The organism is Leptospira broomii serovar Hurstbridge str. 5399, from assembly GCF_000243715.2.
GTDB lineage: Bacteria > Spirochaetota > Leptospiria > Leptospirales > Leptospiraceae > Leptospira_B > Leptospira_B broomii.
Genome location: NZ_AHMO02000008.1, coordinates 775690 through 794470, shown reverse-complemented (window position 1 = coordinate 794470; position 18781 = coordinate 775690). Strand labels below are relative to the sequence as shown.

The following is an 18781-nucleotide window of genomic DNA, read 5'->3' as shown; positions in this document are numbered from 1 at the left end:
CTTAGGAAGCGATCGCCATCGGTCCGTGAAGGACGTCCAGCCAATCTCTTCTATCAGATTTTGTTAATAGATTTCGCCTAAGCAATTCGCGACTTCTTCTTAAGCGATTTTTAAGATTACTGCCGGTGATTCCGGTTCTCTCAGCGATTTCTTCATAACTTAATTCGCCGAAATATCGTAAATTGAGTAATTCCCTCTCTTCATTAGGAAGTTCTTCCAAAGCCTGCAATACTTCCTTTCTCCAAGCTTCTTCGTCTCCGTCCGATCGGGCTTTCGCCATCGTGGTTTCAGGTTTGAACTCGGCCGAAACGAGATCTTTTCGCCGAAGAATACGGTCGGAATGTTTCAAAACTAGCCTGCGCAATAAAAAAGGAAAAGCTTCGGGTGTACGAAGGTTCGGTAAAACCTTCCAGGTTTCCAAGAAAACTTCTTGTGTGAGATCCTCTGCTTTGGATTCGTCCCGAATTCGTTTCTCAGCTTCGATCTGGACGTATTTTTCGAATCGGGAAACCAATTCGGTAAAGGCGGTTTCTTCCCCTCTGGCAGCTTCGGTTACTAGTACTGTAAAATCGCGCATATCTGTTTTAGGGTCCCTTTTTAGACGAATCCAGTGTACTGTTTTTTTCGATTTTTCAGAACCGGTTCCGGGGAATTGGTCGACGGTCTAGGTTCCGATCATCGAAAACCGAGCTTGGTATATTTATTTCGAATAGGGTTAGAAATTTTAAGTATATATCCGGAATTGCATAGAGCGGAGTTATATAATGAAATTGAGATAGGCGAATTGGGTTCGAGGTCCCACCCTTCCTGGGTGGGGGATGGTGGCGGTTTCTAGCGGAGAAATTTCTTTATCATAGAACGGCCGAATTGTCGATCAAAAAACGGATAAAAGCTATGAGGGAGCTCCAACATAACTTTTGACGATAAAATGCTTGTAATATTCTAAATTTTATGAAATACGAGCGGGGTACCACCGAACCAGCCCCCACCCAGGAAGGGTGGGGCCCTTGTATCAAGGCCAGCTCTGAGAACTGTAAGTAAGCATGCCTCGAGCTATTTTTCCAGCCGAATCCAAGTGTATGAGTTCCTCATAGCTTTTTATAATATTATTGAGTATTATTAAAATTTAAATAACTGAATTTGGAAAAGTTGTCGTTTCGATTAAGTTTCGCTCCTTAGGTTTTGTATAAACTTCTTCCAGTCGTTTCCTAAGCGAATTTCGAAATCGGTTTTACGGTACATTTCGTAAAGATCCTTTTCTCCCAAATCTAGAAATTCTCCAGGGAAAATCTTTCCACCGAGACGATTTTTTTCGGCTAACTCTCTGAACGTATTGGCGAGATCATAGGGTACATTCTGCCTAAGCTCGGATAAGCAGGTTCCTCTCATCCAAGAAAGTCCCAAATAAAAAAAGTCTCCGTTCTTAAAGGAGACTTTTTTACCGTTTAAAGAGAGCCCGGTGTAACTTGCGTTCGGAGGTTTTTTTGATAAGTACAGGATACAATCGAATCGATTTCGTTCCTCGTCGGTTGGCCAAGGGGAAAAATCCGGTTCAGGAAATAAGATAAAATCCGGGTTCATTACGAGAAACTCATCATCAATGTCCCAAAATCGGCCAATGGCTGTTCGGATTCCTCCCCCGGTGCCTAGGATTATAGGATATTCATTAGAAATTTTTAATTTAAATTGATTGAATGAACATAATTCGGATTCCAATTTCTGGGCCTGATAGTGCGAATTGACGATTGCCTCTTTAACTCCCCATCTTTTCGCCCAATAAAATGAATAGTAGATGAGAGGAATATCCGAGACGGGGAGAAGCGGTTTCGGAAGTTCCTTAGTCCATTCTTGCATTCTCGCTCCAAAACCTGCGCAAGGAAAAAAAGCCTTATCGTTCATGGGTTCAGCAATCGATTTTTTCCAAGAAGGAGCGGTTGGCTAATAGTTCTTTTCGGAGGAAGTGAAAGAATACGAAGAGTTGATCGGGAAATAACCCTACTTGCACTATTTCTAATAAATTATCCAAGCAAGCAATGATGCTTGAGCGGTACTTATCCTGCCCTTTATCGGCGACGAGCATGAAGTAAGAGCCTAACGCTTTATAGGACCTTTGGAGGCTTTGTAGATAAAAGCATTCCTTAGGCTTAGGATAATTAGTTTCTGAAAGTTTCAAGAAAAGTAAAAATAATCCCTTTCTCATCGCAAAAGGGATCGGTCGATATGCGTCGTAGAGCAGACTGGATAAGTCATAGAAAGGGGTTCCCATTCTCGCATCTTGAAAATCGATCATAGTAATTTGCTGTTCGGAATTAAGCATTAGATTTCGAGCATGGAAATCACGATGGCAGAATACCTTTATTTTGTAATCGGATAGGAAAGAAGACGCTTCCTCGATGAATATATTTACTTCCGGACGTAGCTCCGATTTGATTCCGAACAATTTCGAGAATCTACCGAAGGCCGAAACGGTAAATTGGTTCTCGTAATTCAATTTTTCGTAATCGAATTCCCGTCCCGATACAGGAGCTTCCGTTTCGAGTTTCTGGAGTTTCACAAGAAGCTCGATAGATTTCACGAGATAATCACGATATTCTCCGTCGTCTTTAATAAAACTTAAATCCTTATCGCCTTCGTCGGAGAGCAGAGTTAAATGATGAATTATATCGGTCTTGTATACATCCGGCACGCGGAATCCATGGGAGCGAAGAAAATTTCCGACATCGATAAAATCATGCTGGAACTGCGCATCCTTACAAAGGACCAAAGTCTCATTCGGATAAAAAATTCTGTAGTATCTGCGGGTCGAAGCTTCAGGAGTTAAAGATTCGACCTTACTCGGAAATTTGCCGTCTTTGGCAAGGAATCGGAGTTCGGCTTCTCCAATTAATTGACTCATATTAACTTGGCCTAGTTCGACATTTTATCCGGAAAGACCAAGCGGAATTCGGTCCCTTTATCCGGTTCCGAATCGATTTCGATTCTAATTCCGAACAAATCGGCAATTTCTTTCGCAACGAACATCCCTAACCCCGTGCCCTGACCCGATTTTTTCGTGGTGAAATAGGGTTGAAATATCTTTTTTAATACTTCGTTGCTCATACCTACGCCGTTGTCTCGTATTTTAATCACAGGGTGCCGATTTCTTTCGTAAATGCCGATTTGAATTTTTCCCTTGTTGGCGGTTGCATCGGCAGAATTCAATACGATATTGGAGACAAGTAGGCTCAATTGATCGGAATTGGAAAAAACCTGGACGTTCTCTTTCGCTTTTTCTAGTAATATCTCACAGTTTTTTAATCGTGATGCTTTTTTGAAAACTTCTATGACCGATTCCACCACTTCGTTTAAATCCAGGACTTCTTTATCTTTTCCGACTTCTCCAGGTTTTCCGAGCTGCAGCAGATTAAAGGTTAAATTCTTTAGTTTGGTGATTTGGTTCCAAGTTACTTGAATGGCTTTATCTTTGAGGGTCTCGTCGGAATCGGGTAATCTAGCTACTTCGATAAAGCCTTGAACTGCCGTTAATGCATTGTTGATTTCATGTCCTATACTTGCCGCAATGGTGGTTAAAAAAGCCCGCCGTTCCGCATCGATCAATTTCTCCGAAATAACAATCTTCTGCGTCACGTCCCTGGCAATTCCCGTATAATAGGTTTTACCGTTCATTACGTATCGACAGACCGATATATCGAAGGTTCTTGGCTCTCCTTTTCGATTCACTAGCTCAGCATTATGCAACCGTGCGATTTTGTGATCCGATTTTCGATTCGTCAATTTTTCGACGCGGTCCAGATAAGCTCGCCGATTTTTTTCCGCGATTAAAAGACTAACGTTCGAGCCGACGAGCTCGTTTTCTTTGTATTGGAAATGGCTAAGAGTCGCTTCGTTTACCGCTCGAATTATTAGCGATTCGTCCAAAGTTATTACGCAATCTCCGGTCGTCTCTAATATAAGACTATTACGATAATTTAAATCTTTGTATTGCTGTGCGAGATGGGTTTTCTCTCGAACGGTTTTCAGTATTCTTCTGGATTTTTTGTCTTTTTCCTCTTTTTCTCGTCGAGCATTTTCGAGGACGATTAAAAGTTGTTGTCGACTTACCGGTTTAGAAATGTAATCAAAGGCTCGATTACGCAATGCTTCTTCTGCGGTATGAAGCTGCGGATTCCCGGTTATCAAAATTACGGGGATATTCGAATTATATTTTTTGATTTCTTTTGCGACTTCGATTCCATCTTTTCCTTCCATCAGTATGTCGGAAATAACTATATCGACCGGTTTATCTCGAACGATCTTCATCGCGGATTCAAAGTCTTCCGCAATAAAAACGTTGTAACCTTCCCTTGAAATTACCCGCTCTAAAGCGGTTCGTATTTCTGATTCATCGTCGATTACGAGAACATTCGGGTAATTTTGGGCCATGTCGTTTCTTTCTGTCAGTCCTTCATACCTTTCCTACTGGAATCCTAATCGTAACCTTCGTACCTTGACCAGGATTCGATTCCAATTGAATGGAACCTTCGTGATCGGCCACGATTCTCTGCGAAATTGTAAGTCCTAATCCTGTTCCTTGCTTGGTTCTACGAGTCGTATACAGGGGGAGAAAAGCTTTTTCAGCAACCTCCGGATTCATACCCGGGCCGTTATCTTGAATGGTAAAACTGACCGTTTCACCGTTCAAATACAATTCTTTCCGTACGGAAACTTGTATGCTGGGGAATTCCGGCTTATGTTCCATCTCGGAGATCGCGTTAACAGCATTCACTAGGCAGTTAATAAGCACTTGTTCGATTTCCTGCCACGCGACGTATATTTGAGGAAGTTCGGGGCTCGTCACTCGCTTTAGTTCGATTCCGCCTTTTTTGCAACTTACTTCGATCAATTCGCAGGCTCTAAGTAGAATGAAATACGGCGAGACCAATTCTTTCTTTCGAGGAGATCTTCTTCCTAAGTCCAGTAGTCCTTTAATAAGATCTCTTATGCGAAGTGCAGCTCCCTCGATTCTCTTGTACACCTTTTTCCGTTCGTTCGGATCGGGATCTTCGTGCTCCACTAGATCCTCTAAGTATAGAAGGCTCGACTGAAGAGGATTATTTACTTCGTGAGCGATTCCGGCCGCGATTTCTCCGATCGATGCGAACTTTGCCGTTTCATAAAGCTGACGATCAAGAAGTTTGGTTTGAGTCACATCCGAAAATATCAACATTGCCGCAATCGGAAGCTCTTGGTATTTCTTTAACGGAATGAACTTAATGGAAAAGAAATTTTCATCTTCTCCCAATAAGGCCATTGAAAAATCGAAGTACACAGGTCTTTGAATCCTTACACACTCTTCTAATTTTTCGTATATTTCGTTTTTTATCTCTTCCGCGAAAAGTTCAGGGAATTTATCGCCCGGAGCAACGTTGAGAAATTGAAAGAGAAAGAATTTTAGGATAGGGGCCACTTCCATCACGATTCCCTTCGGGTTCAATATTACGATCCCATTGTTCATCGAAGCGAAAAGGTTTCTCAATTTCAATTCGGAAGCTCGAATTAATTCTTCGTTCTTTTTTTGTTCAGTGATATCAAGTAAAAGTAAAATAGTGCCGATTCGATTGCCGTAATCGTCTTTCAGTGAAGAAGAGGCCAGTAAAAACGGGACCTCGTTTCCAAGGGGAGTCCCTACTTGAATTTCCGCTTTGGATCCTAAGAGCACTCTGTCGGTCGATTCGGCATCCAGCCGCAACAGGTCTCGAACCTGCAGGCCTAGAAGCTCCTCCTTAGGCACGCTTAATAAGTTCGATATATTCGTATTGGCATAAGTTATGAATCCTTCCTCATCGGTGGATAAAAGCGGGACCTCCAGCGAGTTTAAGAGGGCGCCTTGAAATTGGAGTAGCTTAGCGGTATCTCGTCGTTGGCGCTCTATTCGTAAATATTGAAGAGAGGATAATAAATCTTCTATGATTTCGAAGTAGAGATAGTTCTCCCCCGAATCGAAGGCCATATTTTCTTTCGATAATATTTCTATTCCTCCGACGATTTTCCCGTCGTCGCGAATGATTAGGCTCAGAGACCTCCGAAATTCGGAAGTTCCCAACGCGATTTCCCACTCGCGGTACGTAGAGCCTCCGAATTCATGAATGATAAACGGCTCCTTTCCTTCCACTAAACTTAGCAAAGGGGAAGGGTATCTTTTTTTAAGCCAGGCGGATTCGAAAGTTTCCTTCCAATCTTCTTCCGAATCCGATTGCACTAAAATCTGATCCGTGCCGTCTTCCTTGCGATAAAATCCCCAGACTAAACTATAATGAGGGTTTTCCTTCAACGTATCGCAAACTTTTTGAAAAAGGGTCGTTTCGGAACTTAATCTTAAGGAACGAAGATTGAGTTTTAATAAACGAAGACTTCGAAGAATGCTTTGCAGGTAATAGAGTCTTAACTCGGTTTCGCGTACCTCGGATCTTTGATATATATGAAAGATTAGCGGGGACTCCGGATCGGGAAGCAAAGTGTTGATCGTAAACTCGGCTAAAATTAATTTACCGTCTTTTCGTTTTAGGTTCCAAAGTAAGGAGATCCCTAACTCCTCCGCTCCGATCACATGTTCGCCGATTCTTTCCGGACGAGACAGGAGTTTGCTCAAAGAAAGCTCTCCGAGTTCCTGGCGAGAGTAGCCGAGAATTGCTTGAGCCTTTGGATTGGCGCTAAGTATACTGTAGGACTTTGGTTCCAGGACTAGGATGCCTTCTTGCGCGGGAAAGAATGCGTTTTCCAGAAGGGGAAGAAGTTCCTTTAATTGCATGGGGGGATGTTTAAATATCGGAAATTATGTGGCCGGATTTTAATCTGGAAAAACCAGATTCTTTACTCGCGGGAATCCTTGATAACTTAGTTCCCCGATAAATCATAGCGGAAAAATGAACTTAATATATCATTTCTTCTTACAAAATTATATGCGGAGCAAAATCCGGTTCATGGAGTCCGAACTCGGATTTCAAAGAATGTTCGTAGATTTGGGGGGACACAAACTTTTCTATTTAAAGCGCGAGGGAGAAGGGCCGGAAAAGAAGACTCTTCTGCTGATCCACGGCCTTTTAGATAGCGCTTCCGGATTCAGAAAATTAGCCCCATATTTGAGGAAAGACTTTACCGTTCTTCTCCCGGATATTCCCGGATTCGGATGGAGCAAATTACCGAACGTCCGGTACTTGTATCAAGTTAATATCTTTGCCGATTTATTATACGAATCCATCCGGGAGCTTTCACTAGAGAATGTGGTGTTAGGCGGTCACTCCATGGGAAGTCTGATTGCGATGCATATAGCGTTGAGGGACAGGCAGAAAGAAAATAGAATTAAGAGACTGGTTTTATTGGCCCCGGGTGGTATTCCCCATCCAAAACGGGACGAAATGAAGGATCTATTGTTTCCGAAAAATACGCAACAGATTGAAAGGCTTTTTGCATCCCTGTATTTCGAGTCGGCGCCCAATTTAGGAGGTTTTGCGAAGAAGGCTTTGCTTTCTACTTGGAATGGACCCGCAAATCGTTATCTGACCCACAACACTCTAGATCGCGAAGAGGAAATTTTTCTCGGGAAAAAATTGTCCGCAATCGGATTAAAATCCTTAATCGTTTCAGGAAAGGAAGATCCGATTACCGATCCCACTATGGTAAAGAAACTACATTCTTATATGAAAAAGAGTAAAATCACGTGGGTGCCATCGGCAAAGCATGCATTGCACATCGAAAAACCGTTCGAAGTAGCGACTGCCATCAACAATTGGTTGTAAAATCCCAATCGATTTCCGATAAAAAAAACCAAGATTCCGTCTGAGTCGAACGACTCTCAGATATATAGAAAGAGGCAACGATTTCTATATGGAAGATATTCAAAGTTCGGGTGCGATTGAAAAATCCATTAAGATCGCCTTGATCGAGGATAATTCGGAGTTCGGTTCTCGTTGTCTTCAATCCTTAGTCGAGATGCCCGAGATTTCGGTGGCCGATCTTTTTACTAGTTGCGAAGAATTTCTCGCTAACGGGCAAACTCGGTATGATATCGTATTTGTCGATATTATACTTCCTGGAATGAACGGAATCGATTTTATTCGGGAAAACTTTCCCAAAAATTCTGCGACTCGCTTCATCGTTCTATCCGGGATCGAATCCGATGCGGCCTTATTTAAATCCATGCAAGCCGGGGCAGTCGGCTATTTTTTAAAGAAAGATCTCAAAGATATTAGTCACGTAACCAGAGTCGTTTTAAAGGAAGGAGGAATTCTTTCGCCAGGGTTAGCCGTGCGAGTCATGGAATTCTTCAGAAAGACTCCGAGAAAAGAAATCTTTGCATTAACTCCAAGAGAACGGGAGATTTTGGATTATATTAATGGCGGTTTTAAAACGAAACAGATCGCTTTGAAATTGGGTACGAAAGAAGGGACTGTTAGAATTCAAATAAAGAGCATTTTTAGAAAATTAAAAGTGAATTCTCGTTTGGACCTAGTTCGTAAATATTCTTAGTCTCACTTTCTTTTATAGACTTTATCATAAAGAATTACGATTGAATCCGTTTATCTTATACCTCGATCTAAGTAGTTACTGCTACACCCTTGGGTATAAAAGAGCGGTTTCATCATTGTTCAAAGGAATCGTGCTTTCTCTAAACTTTATTTAGGTTAGTATGGAAGCTATGAACGACGTTAAGGAAACGGAGTGGTCAGGAGCGATCGCACAGTTAGCGGTGGTTATCACAACTTACAGACATGTCGGCACTACTACGGATCAAATATTTCTTGCATGCGAATCGTTGTGGGCCGATTGGGAAAGCTTCGATCCGACTGGTCCTGATTGGTTGCAAGGATTCGAAGAGGCGATGGATGAAGGCGAGATGCGTTATGCTGCCGATTCATTTCTGAAAGTTCGCAGTTTATTGAAAGAGAAGTTCGATACGATAACTGCGACTTTCGAATCGGGAAATGATATGGTTTTAGGTGGGCTTATATTAGAATTATCTGATGGTGTTTTTTCGCTATTAAACGGGCCTGAATCCGCCGAAAAAACTGCGGAATCGGTGGTGATAGAAGGTGAAAAGTTGTTAGAAATATTGCTGGAATCAAACGATATCTCTTTTCCCGCCGATGAGGATTTGTCGGAAGTCGATCTGAATCTGGTCGCGGATGCGGGAGATCGGGAAATCTTAAGAGAATTAATCGGAGCTTTCGAGGCGATGGCGGAAACCACAGAGAGAACTTACGGTGAATCTCTATATCTACTGCTTTCGCGGATATTTATCGTCCATTGGAGCTTTTACCGACTTAGGAAGGAAGAGATTCCCCCCGTAACATAATATTATCGAACAAAGCTACGATTCTTCGAATCGATTTAGATGCTCGAATGATCGTTGAAATCGCGACCGATTGAATCGTCTGCGCGATTAATAAAATTAAAAAAACGTAATAGTAAAATGCGAATTCCCCCGAACACCGCCGATGGAATTCGGGAAGAAAGCAGAGGAAGTAAATTTAAAAAGAGATCTTAATTCTTCCGCTCTCTAACTTCTGCGCGGACATTCTCCGCCTCGGTCGAAGTGATTCCACAATTCTCCAACATCAAAATCTCTAACTTCTTTCTCCATTTCTCCAACTGCTCTTCTCCTTTGAGTTTAGGAACAAAGAAAGGGTCCGTAAATGTAAATATCGCCTTAGAGAAAGGTTTCGGAACTTTAGTTCTGTCCCAGCTGTTTACCTTCCAAAACCGATCGTAATCGGCGGAAAATGCAATGACGGGATAGCCGGTTAGAGATGCGAGTTGAATGATTCCCGGCTTAAGTTCGTATACCGGTCCGGTAGGGCCGTCCGGCGTGATTAAGGAAATTGCGCCGTCCATAGCTTCTTTAACAAGAGCTCTTAATCCCGCGGCGCCTCCTCTTCGACTCGAACCTCGTCGAGATTCTATGCCGAAATGTTCCAAAACTATAGAGATCATTTCACCGTCCTCCGATCGAGATGCAAGTGGGACGATGCGCATTCCCCTCTTTTTTACTAAGTAAGAAGAGGTGAGATCGATTGCGTACGGAATCTGATTGTGCCAAAGAGCCAAGAGAAAAGAATTTTTTTTTCGAAAGAAGTCTTCTGTCGTTTTTGGAATTTTAATTTCTTTCCATCGGATTGTCAGATAAATGATTCTTAGAAATAAGATGGAGAGCCACGCCTCCAATCTAATCTTCATTTTGTGACACGTCCCTGAAATAAAGGAAGGAGCAATAGCCAGATGGAGGACAGCCCTAATCCCAAACTTTCCCTGAAGATTTCTGAATCGAAATCCGCACGAGGGTCCTCTAAAAAAGTATAAATACCCCAAAGAAAGTAACCTCCGGCCAAAGCTCTGGATATCCCCGAAATCAAACTGCGCAGTCCGGGTTCTCGAAAGTAAGGGAACCATTCGGCGCAATAAAGTACAGCTACTGATAGATAAGCGGGAATCCAGACTTGAGGATCCGGGTCGTTATACTGAAGACCTGCGAATACGACCCAAGTCAGTGCGGTAAAACCGCGAAATGCATTGGAAAGAAAAGGTCCGAGTTTATTTCGACTCAAGCAAAACTTTCCCCGGGTTTAATAGATTTTTTGGATCCAGCGTTTTCTTTATTTGTCGCATAATTTCAAGTTCGGCATCGGTCCTGGAAAAATGTAGAAAATCCCTTTTTAAAAGCCCGATTCCGTGTTCGGCGCTGATGGAACCGTGGTGCTTTTGCAACAATTCAAACATGGACGGGTCTACGCTTTTACACTGCGAAAAAAACTCCGCATCCGAAAGACCCTTAGGCTTTACGATATTCAAATGTAAATTACCGTCTCCGATATGGCCGAATAACGCGATTTCGAATCCAGGATACTTACTGTTCAATAAAGCCTGCATGTCTTCTAAAAAAGAATTCATATTTCGTAATGGAAGAGAGATGTCGTTTTTATGCACGGTATAATCGATTGAAATGGATTCGCTGATTCCTTCTCTATACTTCCAGAAAGTTTCAGCTTGGCGGGAATTGGAAGCCAAGCTTCCGTCCGAGACCAGCCCTTTTTCAACCACTGTTTCCAGGAAGGAGAATAATTTTTCCTCATCCCTTTCATCCATTATTTCAAATTCCATTAAAACATAATATGGACTCTTTTCCGGAAAAGCGTCAGGGACATGCAAATGATCGATTACTTTTTCCAGACAATAACGGGTAAGAAATTCAAATGCTAAAAGCGGGACTTTTACGTTATGTGTTTCCTTGAATAACTCGAGTATAGAAGAAAAGTCGGGCACTGCGCTAAACAGAACTCGATTGTCCGAAGGCTTGCTTGTCAATTTCAGCGTGCATTCCGTAATGATTCCGAGCGTCCCTTCCGATCCGATAAACAGATGTTTTAGATCGTATCCGGTATTATTTTTGAGAATTTCCCCGTTAAATTCGAGAATTTCTCCGGTGCCTGTTACGACGGTTAATCCTAAAACCCATTGACGTATCAACCCGTAGTGTACGACTCGAACCCCGCCGGCGTTCGTCGCGATATTGCCGCCGATATGAGAAGAACCCGTGGAAGAGAAATCTACGGGAAAATAAAAACCTCGATCCTCCGCTTCTTTATGAAGGTTCTTGGTAATCATGCCTGCTTGTACTTTTAAAGACCCGAAGAATGGATCAAAATCCAGAACCTGATCCATTTTTACCAAGGAGATGACGATCTCTCCGTTCCTTGCGACGGCTCCTCCGGCGTAGCCTGTGCGTCCACCCGAAGGAACGATTTTCAGATCGTTGTCGTACGCGAATTTCACTAATTGCGCTACTTCTTTGGTATTTTTGGGAAAAACAAGAATATCGAAATTCGGCGGATATACTTTCGTTCGATCGGTTCCAAACGATAAGAAAGTAGCCGTATCCATTTTATCTTCGTCTCGAAAGAATACTTTCTCCTCTCCGACAAGGGTCCTTAGTTGTGCGCGTTTTTCTTGTGTCAGTGTGCTCATTTTCTATTCAGCAAAATTCATACGCTCGATTTGACTATCCATGGGCTTTTCCCCTTCCAATCGCTCCCGCTTACGATATACGCCATCCGAATGGAGGATGCGGGCTTTTACGTTGTCTTTCAATTGAACGTCTAAGATTTTTTTAATACGGTCCTTATGTTTTACGTCCAAGATCGGAAATAAAACTTCGATTCGTCGCTCGAAGTTTCTTGGCATACAATCGGCGGAAGCAAGAAATATACTCTCTTCCCCGCCGGATAAGAAATAATATATACGCGTATGTTCTAGGAATCTTCCTACGATCGAGATTACGGTGATATTTTCGGAAATTCCCGGAAGCCCCGGTTTCAAACAGCAGATTCCCCGAATGATCAATTCTATTATCACTCCGGCTTTACTCGCTTTATACATCGATAGTATAATGTGAGGATCCACCAGGCTATTCATTTTGAAAACGATCCGCGCCGGTTTACCCGCCTTTGCGTTTTCGGTTTCTTTTTCGATGAGTTCCAGGAAAGTAGCTTTCAAGTTATGCGGGGAAGCCGCCAATTGATTCAGATGCGGCATTTTGGCATAGCTAGTGATGGTATTAAATATCGTAGCGACGTCCTCGGTAATTTCCTTGTTAACGGTAAAGAAACTTAGATCGGTATAATATCTACTCGTAGTAGAGTTATAATTACCCGTGCCCAGATGCACGTATCTTATCAGATGCTCGTCTTCTCTTCGAACAATCATTAGCATTTTGCAATGTATCTTTAAACCGACGACGCCATACACCACATGAACACCGCGTTCTTCCAACTTCTGCGCCCATTTGATATTTCTCTCCTCGTCGAAGCGAGCCTTGAGTTCGACTAAGACCGTTACTTGTTTACCGTTTTCAGCGGCCTGTCCAAGATGCTGAATAATCGGCGAATCTCCACTCGTCCTATATAGGGTCATCTTGATTCCCAATACCTTCGGGTCTTCGCTGGAAATTCGTAAAAGTTCTTCGATAGCCGCAAAAGACTGGTAGGGATGATGAAGAAGTCTGTCTTTTCTTTGGATCGCTTCAAAAATCTTTTCCGGCGAGTCGAATTTTAAAGTCAGTTTCTGCTGAAAGAAAGGGTATTTTAATTTCGAAGTATGTTCCAAACCGTAGAAATACATCGTGTCGTTCAAATTCAATAATGAAGGCACGTCGAACATCTCATTGTCTTGTAATTCTAAAAGTTCTTTGAGTGTGTTTTTAACGAACGGGGAGGTACCCTCGTGGATGTCCATCCGAACCGCATCGCCCCATATACGATTTCGGATTTCCTTTTTCATCGTGATGAGGAGGTCCTTCACCGAAGCTTCCTCGTCGATCGAGATATCCGCATCTCGGATAATTCTGAACGGGTAAATTTCCTTTACTTCCATCCCATAGAATAGATCATCCACATGAAGAGTAATGATGGCTTCCAATGGAAAGAACCTGCGGACCTTACCCTGACTCTTAAGTTGAAAAAATCGAGGTAACACGGAAGGCACTTGCACTACCGCAAATAAATCCTTTTTCATTCCGGTTTTTTCGTCGTCTGTACTTAGTAGAATCGCGAGATTCAACGATCGATTTAGAATATGCGGGAAAGGATGAGACGGGTCGATCGAGAGAGGAGTGAGGATCGGAGAAACATCGTCCTTATAATATTGGCGAATCTGTTCGATCTCCGAAGCGCTGAGCTCTTTCGGATCGATAATGATATTAATTCCGCTATCTTTCAATTGCCGAAGGGTAAGATCGAAAGTTTCATATTGATCCTTTACGAAAACTTGAACTTTCTTCGATAATTCGGAAAGGATTTCGGAAGCCCTTTGGCCGTTGAGACTATTTTCGTCGTTCCCTTCCGCAAGCATGTTGCGAATTCCCGCCACTCGAACCATATAGAATTCGTCCAAATTCGATTCGGTAATGCAAAGGAACTTTAATCTTTCTAAAAGAGGATTATCGTGATCGTTTGCTTCCTCTAAAACGCGTCGATTAAAATCGATCCAGGATAATTCTCGATCGAAAAAAATGTCGGGATTCCCCAAATGGATGGGATCTTTCGAATTGTGAGCTCCATTTTCGATCGGGTGAGTTTCGGCGGATTTGCTTTTCTGGGCCACGCTGGAATCCTTCTTTCTTCTTTGTTTAGAAGTACTGTTGCGGGCGTCAAGTCGCCTTCCGACGCTAAGAAAGCGGCGAGTTTACCCGTCGAATGAGACTAAATTCGGAAATTTAAACCGCCCTAAAAAGATCGATCGATCAATGAAACTCGGTTGTTACAACCGAGTTTCATTACGAGTTTTAATTAAGTTTCTCCCCGATTTCGCGCATTTCCGACAGATATGGATTTCGGACAGTTTCAACTTTAGCAATCCAACCTTTCTTACTCGTTGGGCAATGAAAAGCGTGAAGCGAATATTTAGGTGCTAGGTTGCTTAAGGTCAACGAAAGCTCGCCGTAAAGAAATTCCTGGTCTTTGCGGGAAGACGCTTTTTCCAGCAACTCCGCAAACGTTTGGGCTTTCGCATACAAGACTCTTGTTTCTTGCGAGCTTTTCTTAGCTTCTCTTACTAAGAAAGCGATCCCTTTCGCGTTTATTTTTCGTTCTTCGCTGGAAAGCAATTCCTCATAGATACGAGCCATACGCTCGAATAACTTCTCTTCAAAGTTTACTTCCGCTGCCGGAACGGCGGTCGCCGTGATAATCGAGGCTGCTGCTAAATAAGCAAATACATTGCGCATATAAATTCTCCTAATGGTAGTGTCGCGGACCAAAAAAGGGAACAATGCTCTAGGTTAAAATGCGGATCGTATTTAAAGGCGTGAAGAAATTAGAATCATTCGATTCGAAGGGTCGTGCGTTCCCGATCGAATCTTCAAATGCTTTTAAAGATGCGAACGGAACTCTGGCGACATTCCCAGTCGTCTCGATTTTCGGAAAATTGGATTCCGATTCTGAGATTGCAAGAAGTTCGGTTTTGATTGCGTCGTGAATTTTGAATTTAGACGATTCTTCCGTACGGGAAATTTGCTGCGCTTTAGTCAGCGGCACTATGTCTTTCCATGCAGAGGCCGAGCAAGGCGGATTGGCCAAACTCAAGACAAAAAGACTTATGCAAACTCGTCTCAACATTGGGGATTAGACCTAAAAAACTTTCCTAAATATTCCAAAAAATCAAAACCTTTTTTAAAAAAATCTTAACCGGTTTTTAATAATAAATTTATGATTTCTTACAAATACTTAACGATCATATCGAACTACTTACTTCTTGGAAATCGATTGACTGCCGGGCGTTTAAGTTTCACGATTCGTTATGGTTCAAATCGAATATTGTAAGGCGATGTCGTCATATAATCGGTGGCAAAATGATTCTTTATTAATCGTTTGTGCTAGTTTAAAGGCGGAGGAATTGGAGGCGGATAGGAAATTATTTTTCGGGTCCATTGCTAATACTTGGAATCATCTAATCCTGATAGACTTAGCCTGGTTGGATAGGTTTGAAAAAAGGCCCGTTCAAATTACGAATTTTAAAGAAAGAGTATTTAGTTCCTTTGACGAACTGGCAGAGAAAAGGCGGGAATTGGACAAATCGATCTCGAATTGGACCGAAGAGGTTTCCTCGGAATTCCTAATGCAAGACCTTACCTTTTATAGCTTTATGTATGCTAAAGAAGTTACGTTGCCTGTTTGGCTATTAGTGACGCATTTTTTTAATCATCAGACTCATCATCGTAGTCAGATTTCAACCGCTTTGTTTCAATCCGGTTTCGATTATGGCGTCACGGATATTCCTTGGAATCCGATATATCACTCGGTAAAATAGATTAGAGTTTTAGGCCATTCAGAGATTGCGGTTCCAGTCATCGATTAAATCGGTTTAATTGGTTGACGATACGACTTTCCAAACTCATACGATATAAGAAGAGACTGAAAGTATTCACTCGTTTAGATTTTGCACTTTCAGCAAAGGATTTCTTTTTTCCATTGAAGCGTTTCCTACAAAACTTCTCACAAAATTTCCACATTGAAAACTTAACCGGTTACTTTGCCGCAGTAACGGCGGTCGTGAGCGCATATTCTTTACTTTTTGATTCGGATTTCGGGAATATCACTCCCTTAACCCTAAAAGAAAGAGATTGGGCGAGCATACTTCTTTACGTATTCAAAGTAAACTCCAGCTTTTTCGGAAACCCATGGATCGGTTTAATCTTCTATGTTTACGTGTTCTTTTTTATGGGTAAAATTTTAGAGGATGACTTGGGCGTTCCTCGCTTTAATATGTATCTGTGGTTAGGCGCGGTTCAAATCACCGCTGGAGCGATCTTCTCTTTGTATGTGCCTCTTGCCGTTGACTCAAGCCTATTTTATGAATGTCTGTTTCTAGCGGTTGCATATCGGCACCCTAACATGCAAATTTACATATTCTTTATCATTCCGGTTCGAATCAAATGGTTGGGTTTCTTGGTGGCCGGAATCATGCTTTATACCCGAATCACTTACGTGATGATCACCGGTTCCGCCTTTCCGTTACTAGGCATATTGATCGGTCTTTCTAATTTAATTCTATTTTATGGAAAGGATATCTGGCGCGATCTTAGAGGAAACGTTAGAACTCAAATGAAATCGGTCAAAGTCGATTCTCTTCCGACTGTTCATAAATGTTTCGTTTGCGGCATTACGGAAAAAGACGATCCGCAAATGGACTTTCGATATTGCGTGGAATGTACGGATCATGAATATTGTGAAAAGCATTTGCACAATCATAAGCACGTTAAATAGATAAGGCGCTTTTTCAATCGAACCCGTTTTTAGTAAAAGATTCTCTTTGTAAAAAAAGCCCTTCGATTCTTGCAAAGCGCTTTTAGTTGGACGATCAAATGAATCCTTTCTTCGTTTAACCGAACATGTGTTTATTTTAGCTTAGATAGGGAAATAGCCGATTTAGAAAACGGATTGACCGAACTATCAAACGTAACATACTGATGAGTCACAAGGACCTCATTCGTATGCTCCAAAATAATTACTTTAACGACGTTCCGGATCTCCGATTGCATTTCGATCATCTCATTGCTTGGAAGGAGATTGTTGATTCCTACGAAAACGGCTTTGCCGATGCGGAAAAATACAAAGCAGGGGACGAGCGATTTGCAACTGCGCCTTCTTCTTACGACGAGGCGTTGGAATATTATAGAACTTTGTTAGACTCCGTCGGGGAATTTGCCGGCAAGGAAATCGCGCCGTATGTTTCGGAACTGGATAAAGTTGGAGTGAAATATGAAAACGGCCATGTTACGTTTCCCGAAAAAATGTTGGAAATCGTTAGAAAGGCGCGTGACGCAGGACTTCAGCCGACCGGATTTTCCAGAAAGTACGGCGGTTTGGGAATTCCTTGGACCGTCAGGGCCTTTTTCGGAGAAATTCTTTATAGAGTGGACGCATCGGTTTGTATAGCGATCGGATGCGTGAATCTTGCCGAAATTATCGAGAAGAACGGAAGCGAAGAGTTGAAAGAGGCTTGGCTCCCCAGACTTGCTGCTGGCGAATTCGCATGTGCGATGGGATTAACCGAACCGGATCATGGTTCCGATCTTCCAGGTCTGAGAACCCGTGCGGTTCGGAAGGAAGGAAACACATATCTTTTGAACGGAACGAAACGCTTTATCACTCACGGATGCGGCACGGGAGAAATTCCTGCAATTTTACTCTTATTGGCAAGAACCGGAAATCCCGGTAGCGGAGCGAGAGGGTTATCTTTCTTTTTAGTCCAATCGAAAGACGTTCAAATCGCCGGGATCGAAAAGAAGATGGGTTTACATTGCTCTCCGACTTGCGAAGTAGTCTTGGAAAATGCTCCAGGAATCTTGATCGGAGAAGAAGGGCACGGCCTAATTAAGCATACGATGGGTATGCTTAACGGCGCAAGGGTCGGCATAGCTCAACAGGGTGTCGGAATCGCTCAGGCCGCGTTATCCGAAACGCAAAAATACACTTCGGAACGTATTCAATTCGGAAAGCCGATAGCAGAGATTCCTGCGGTTCGTAAGATTTTGAGAAGAATGGAGAGAGAGACAATGGCGATGCGCTGCCTCGTCATGGAATGCGCTCGTAGTATGGATTTGTATTATTTTAGAGGCGAACATCTGAGAGAGAAGGGCGCGTCGGAACGCGACCTGAAATCCGATGTGGTTTTAAAATATTGGGAAAGGCTTGCCGGCCTGATGACTCCTATTTCCAAATTTTATTGTTCGGAAACCTGTGTTCGGGTTGCAGGAGACGGTGTGCAATTGCACGGAGGAGCCGGATTTACGGAAGATTATGACGTTTCCAGAATATACAGGGATTCGAGAATAACTACCATCTATGATGGAACTTCTCAAATCCAAGTGAACGCGGCAATCGGCGGCATAGTGACCGGAATGGCTTCTCACGGATTTCTACGCGAATACGTCGAAAACGAATGGAATCATTTCGCAACCGACGAAGTTAAAACTTTGTCGGAAGTCTGGGACGGATACAAGGATATATTAGGTTTATATAAAGAACTTCCATCCGGCGAAGAGCGTGAGGAAATTGCGGATGAAATCGTTTGGGCGACGGCGAGGTTATTATCGGGACTGCTCTTCTATAAATCCACATTGCGCACACCGGAGGAGTTAAGATCCGAACGACTCGCGCATGTCGAAGATTATTGTCTAGATAGCTTGGCGTTTACGGAAGGCTTGAAGGCGAAATTGCGCGCAAAAGTCTCTTCAGCTAAAGTAGCTTAAGCT

17 protein-coding genes are annotated in these 18781 nt (G+C 42.7%); 6 read left to right on the top strand and 11 right to left on the bottom strand.

The window, feature by feature from the left end; translation table 11 throughout:
* Position 1: 1 nt before the first annotated feature.
* From LEP1GSC050_RS09190 to LEP1GSC050_RS09165, 5 genes are all read right to left on the bottom strand, one after another.
* The gene (locus LEP1GSC050_RS09190; RefSeq protein WP_010570927.1) at positions 2-577 is read right to left on the bottom strand and encodes an RNA polymerase sigma factor; all 576 of its coding nucleotides are present in this window, start codon (positions 575-577) and stop codon (positions 2-4) included.
* Positions 578-1161: 584 nt separating this feature from the next.
* Positions 1162-1899: a sugar phosphate nucleotidyltransferase gene (locus LEP1GSC050_RS09180; protein WP_010570925.1), complete on the bottom strand. Its 738-nt coding sequence runs from the start codon at positions 1897-1899 to the stop codon at positions 1162-1164.
* Between the two features lie 4 nt (positions 1900-1903).
* Positions 1904-2896 (bottom strand): phosphotransferase, encoded by a 993-nt coding sequence (locus LEP1GSC050_RS09175; protein ID WP_010570924.1) that lies wholly within the window; start codon positions 2894-2896, stop codon positions 1904-1906.
* An 11-nt stretch (positions 2897-2907) separates the two neighbouring features.
* Entirely contained in the window at positions 2908-4422 is a 1515-nt protein-coding gene (locus tag LEP1GSC050_RS09170) for a hybrid sensor histidine kinase/response regulator (RefSeq protein ID WP_010570923.1), read from the bottom strand.
* 22 nt (positions 4423-4444) lie between these two features.
* Complete coding sequence (locus LEP1GSC050_RS09165) at positions 4445-6787, bottom strand: ATP-binding protein (RefSeq protein ID WP_010570922.1); 2343 nt, start codon at positions 6785-6787, stop codon at positions 4445-4447.
* Between the two features lie 172 nt (positions 6788-6959).
* Here LEP1GSC050_RS09165 and LEP1GSC050_RS09160 point away from each other — a divergent pair, with 172 nt between their 5' ends.
* The 3 genes from LEP1GSC050_RS09160 (at position 6960) to LEP1GSC050_RS09150 (ending at position 9331) form a co-directional block, all read left to right on the top strand.
* A complete protein-coding gene (locus tag LEP1GSC050_RS09160) occupies positions 6960-7775 on the top strand; it encodes an alpha/beta fold hydrolase (RefSeq protein WP_020987172.1) in 816 nt (271 codons plus the stop codon).
* Positions 7776-7863: 88 nt separating this feature from the next.
* On the top strand, positions 7864-8505 hold the full coding sequence (locus LEP1GSC050_RS09155) for a LuxR C-terminal-related transcriptional regulator (RefSeq protein ID WP_010570920.1): 642 nt from the start codon (positions 7864-7866) through the stop codon (positions 8503-8505).
* 169 nt (positions 8506-8674) lie between these two features.
* Positions 8675-9331, top strand: a complete 657-nt coding sequence (locus LEP1GSC050_RS09150; RefSeq protein ID WP_040911570.1) for a hypothetical protein — start codon at positions 8675-8677, stop codon at positions 9329-9331.
* Positions 9332-9519: 188 nt separating this feature from the next.
* Here LEP1GSC050_RS09150 and LEP1GSC050_RS09145 read toward each other — a convergent pair whose 3' ends face one another.
* The 6 genes from LEP1GSC050_RS09145 to LEP1GSC050_RS09120 form a co-directional block, all read right to left on the bottom strand.
* Positions 9520-10212, bottom strand: a complete 693-nt coding sequence (locus LEP1GSC050_RS09145) for a lysophospholipid acyltransferase family protein (protein ID WP_010570918.1) — start codon at positions 10210-10212, stop codon at positions 9520-9522.
* A complete protein-coding gene (locus LEP1GSC050_RS09140; RefSeq protein WP_010570917.1) occupies positions 10209-10580 on the bottom strand; it encodes a transmembrane 220 family protein in 372 nt (123 codons plus the stop codon). Before LEP1GSC050_RS09140 ends, LEP1GSC050_RS09145 begins: the two co-directional genes overlap by 4 nt.
* Positions 10567-11997, bottom strand: coding sequence for an FAD-binding oxidoreductase (locus tag LEP1GSC050_RS09135; protein ID WP_010570916.1), 1431 nt, complete (start codon positions 11995-11997; stop codon positions 10567-10569). Before LEP1GSC050_RS09135 ends, LEP1GSC050_RS09140 begins: the two co-directional genes overlap by 14 nt.
* Before the next feature lie 3 nt (positions 11998-12000).
* Positions 12001-14094: a polyphosphate kinase 1 gene (gene ppk1 / locus LEP1GSC050_RS09130; protein ID WP_408605402.1), complete on the bottom strand. Its 2094-nt coding sequence runs from the start codon at positions 14092-14094 to the stop codon at positions 12001-12003.
* Between the two features lie 217 nt (positions 14095-14311).
* Positions 14312-14752 (bottom strand): LIC13259/LIC11441 family protein, encoded by a 441-nt coding sequence (locus LEP1GSC050_RS09125; RefSeq protein WP_010570914.1) that lies wholly within the window; start codon positions 14750-14752, stop codon positions 14312-14314.
* Positions 14753-14801: 49 nt separating this feature from the next.
* Positions 14802-15143 (bottom strand): hypothetical protein, encoded by a 342-nt coding sequence (locus LEP1GSC050_RS09120; protein WP_010570913.1) that lies wholly within the window; start codon positions 15141-15143, stop codon positions 14802-14804.
* Between the two features lie 181 nt (positions 15144-15324).
* On the opposite strand from LEP1GSC050_RS09120, the gene LEP1GSC050_RS09115 reads away from it, so the two are divergent.
* The 3 genes from LEP1GSC050_RS09115 to LEP1GSC050_RS09105 all read left to right on the top strand — a co-directional run bounded on the left by LEP1GSC050_RS09115 (position 15325) and on the right by LEP1GSC050_RS09105 (position 18778).
* Positions 15325-15834 (top strand): DinB family protein, encoded by a 510-nt coding sequence (locus LEP1GSC050_RS09115; RefSeq protein ID WP_010570912.1) that lies wholly within the window; start codon positions 15325-15327, stop codon positions 15832-15834.
* Between the two features lie 161 nt (positions 15835-15995).
* The gene (locus LEP1GSC050_RS09110; RefSeq protein WP_232225684.1) at positions 15996-16790 is read left to right on the top strand and encodes a rhomboid family protein; all 795 of its coding nucleotides are present in this window, start codon (positions 15996-15998) and stop codon (positions 16788-16790) included.
* A gap of 227 nt (positions 16791-17017) precedes the next feature.
* A complete protein-coding gene (locus LEP1GSC050_RS09105; protein ID WP_010570910.1) occupies positions 17018-18778 on the top strand; it encodes an acyl-CoA dehydrogenase family protein in 1761 nt (586 codons plus the stop codon).
* Positions 18779-18781: the final 3 nt, after the last annotated feature.

Coding starts and splice junctions, on each gene's coding strand:
- LEP1GSC050_RS09190 (WP_010570927.1), bottom strand. CDS start 577: ATGCGCGATTTTACAGTACTAGTAACCGAAGCTGCCAGAGGGGAAGAA.
- LEP1GSC050_RS09180 (WP_010570925.1), bottom strand. CDS start 1,899: ATGAACGATAAGGCTTTTTTTCCTTGCGCAGGTTTTGGAGCGAGAATG.
- LEP1GSC050_RS09175 (WP_010570924.1), bottom strand. CDS start 2,896: ATGAGTCAATTAATTGGAGAAGCCGAACTCCGATTCCTTGCCAAAGAC.
- LEP1GSC050_RS09170 (WP_010570923.1), bottom strand. CDS start 4,422: ATGGCCCAAAATTACCCGAATGTTCTCGTAATCGACGATGAATCAGAA.
- LEP1GSC050_RS09165 (WP_010570922.1), bottom strand. CDS start 6,787: ATGCAATTAAAGGAACTTCTTCCCCTTCTGGAAAACGCATTCTTTCCC.
- LEP1GSC050_RS09160 (WP_020987172.1), top strand. CDS start 6,960: ATGGAGTCCGAACTCGGATTTCAAAGAATGTTCGTAGATTTGGGGGGA.
- LEP1GSC050_RS09155 (WP_010570920.1), top strand. CDS start 7,864: ATGGAAGATATTCAAAGTTCGGGTGCGATTGAAAAATCCATTAAGATC.
- LEP1GSC050_RS09150 (WP_040911570.1), top strand. CDS start 8,675: ATGAACGACGTTAAGGAAACGGAGTGGTCAGGAGCGATCGCACAGTTA.
- LEP1GSC050_RS09145 (WP_010570918.1), bottom strand. CDS start 10,212: ATGAAGATTAGATTGGAGGCGTGGCTCTCCATCTTATTTCTAAGAATC.
- LEP1GSC050_RS09135 (WP_010570916.1), bottom strand. CDS start 11,997: ATGAGCACACTGACACAAGAAAAACGCGCACAACTAAGGACCCTTGTC.
- LEP1GSC050_RS09125 (WP_010570914.1), bottom strand. CDS start 14,752: ATGCGCAATGTATTTGCTTATTTAGCAGCAGCCTCGATTATCACGGCG.
- LEP1GSC050_RS09120 (WP_010570913.1), bottom strand. CDS start 15,143: ATGTTGAGACGAGTTTGCATAAGTCTTTTTGTCTTGAGTTTGGCCAAT.
- LEP1GSC050_RS09115 (WP_010570912.1), top strand. CDS start 15,325: ATGGTTCAAATCGAATATTGTAAGGCGATGTCGTCATATAATCGGTGG.
- LEP1GSC050_RS09105 (WP_010570910.1), top strand. CDS start 17,018: ATGCTCCAAAATAATTACTTTAACGACGTTCCGGATCTCCGATTGCAT.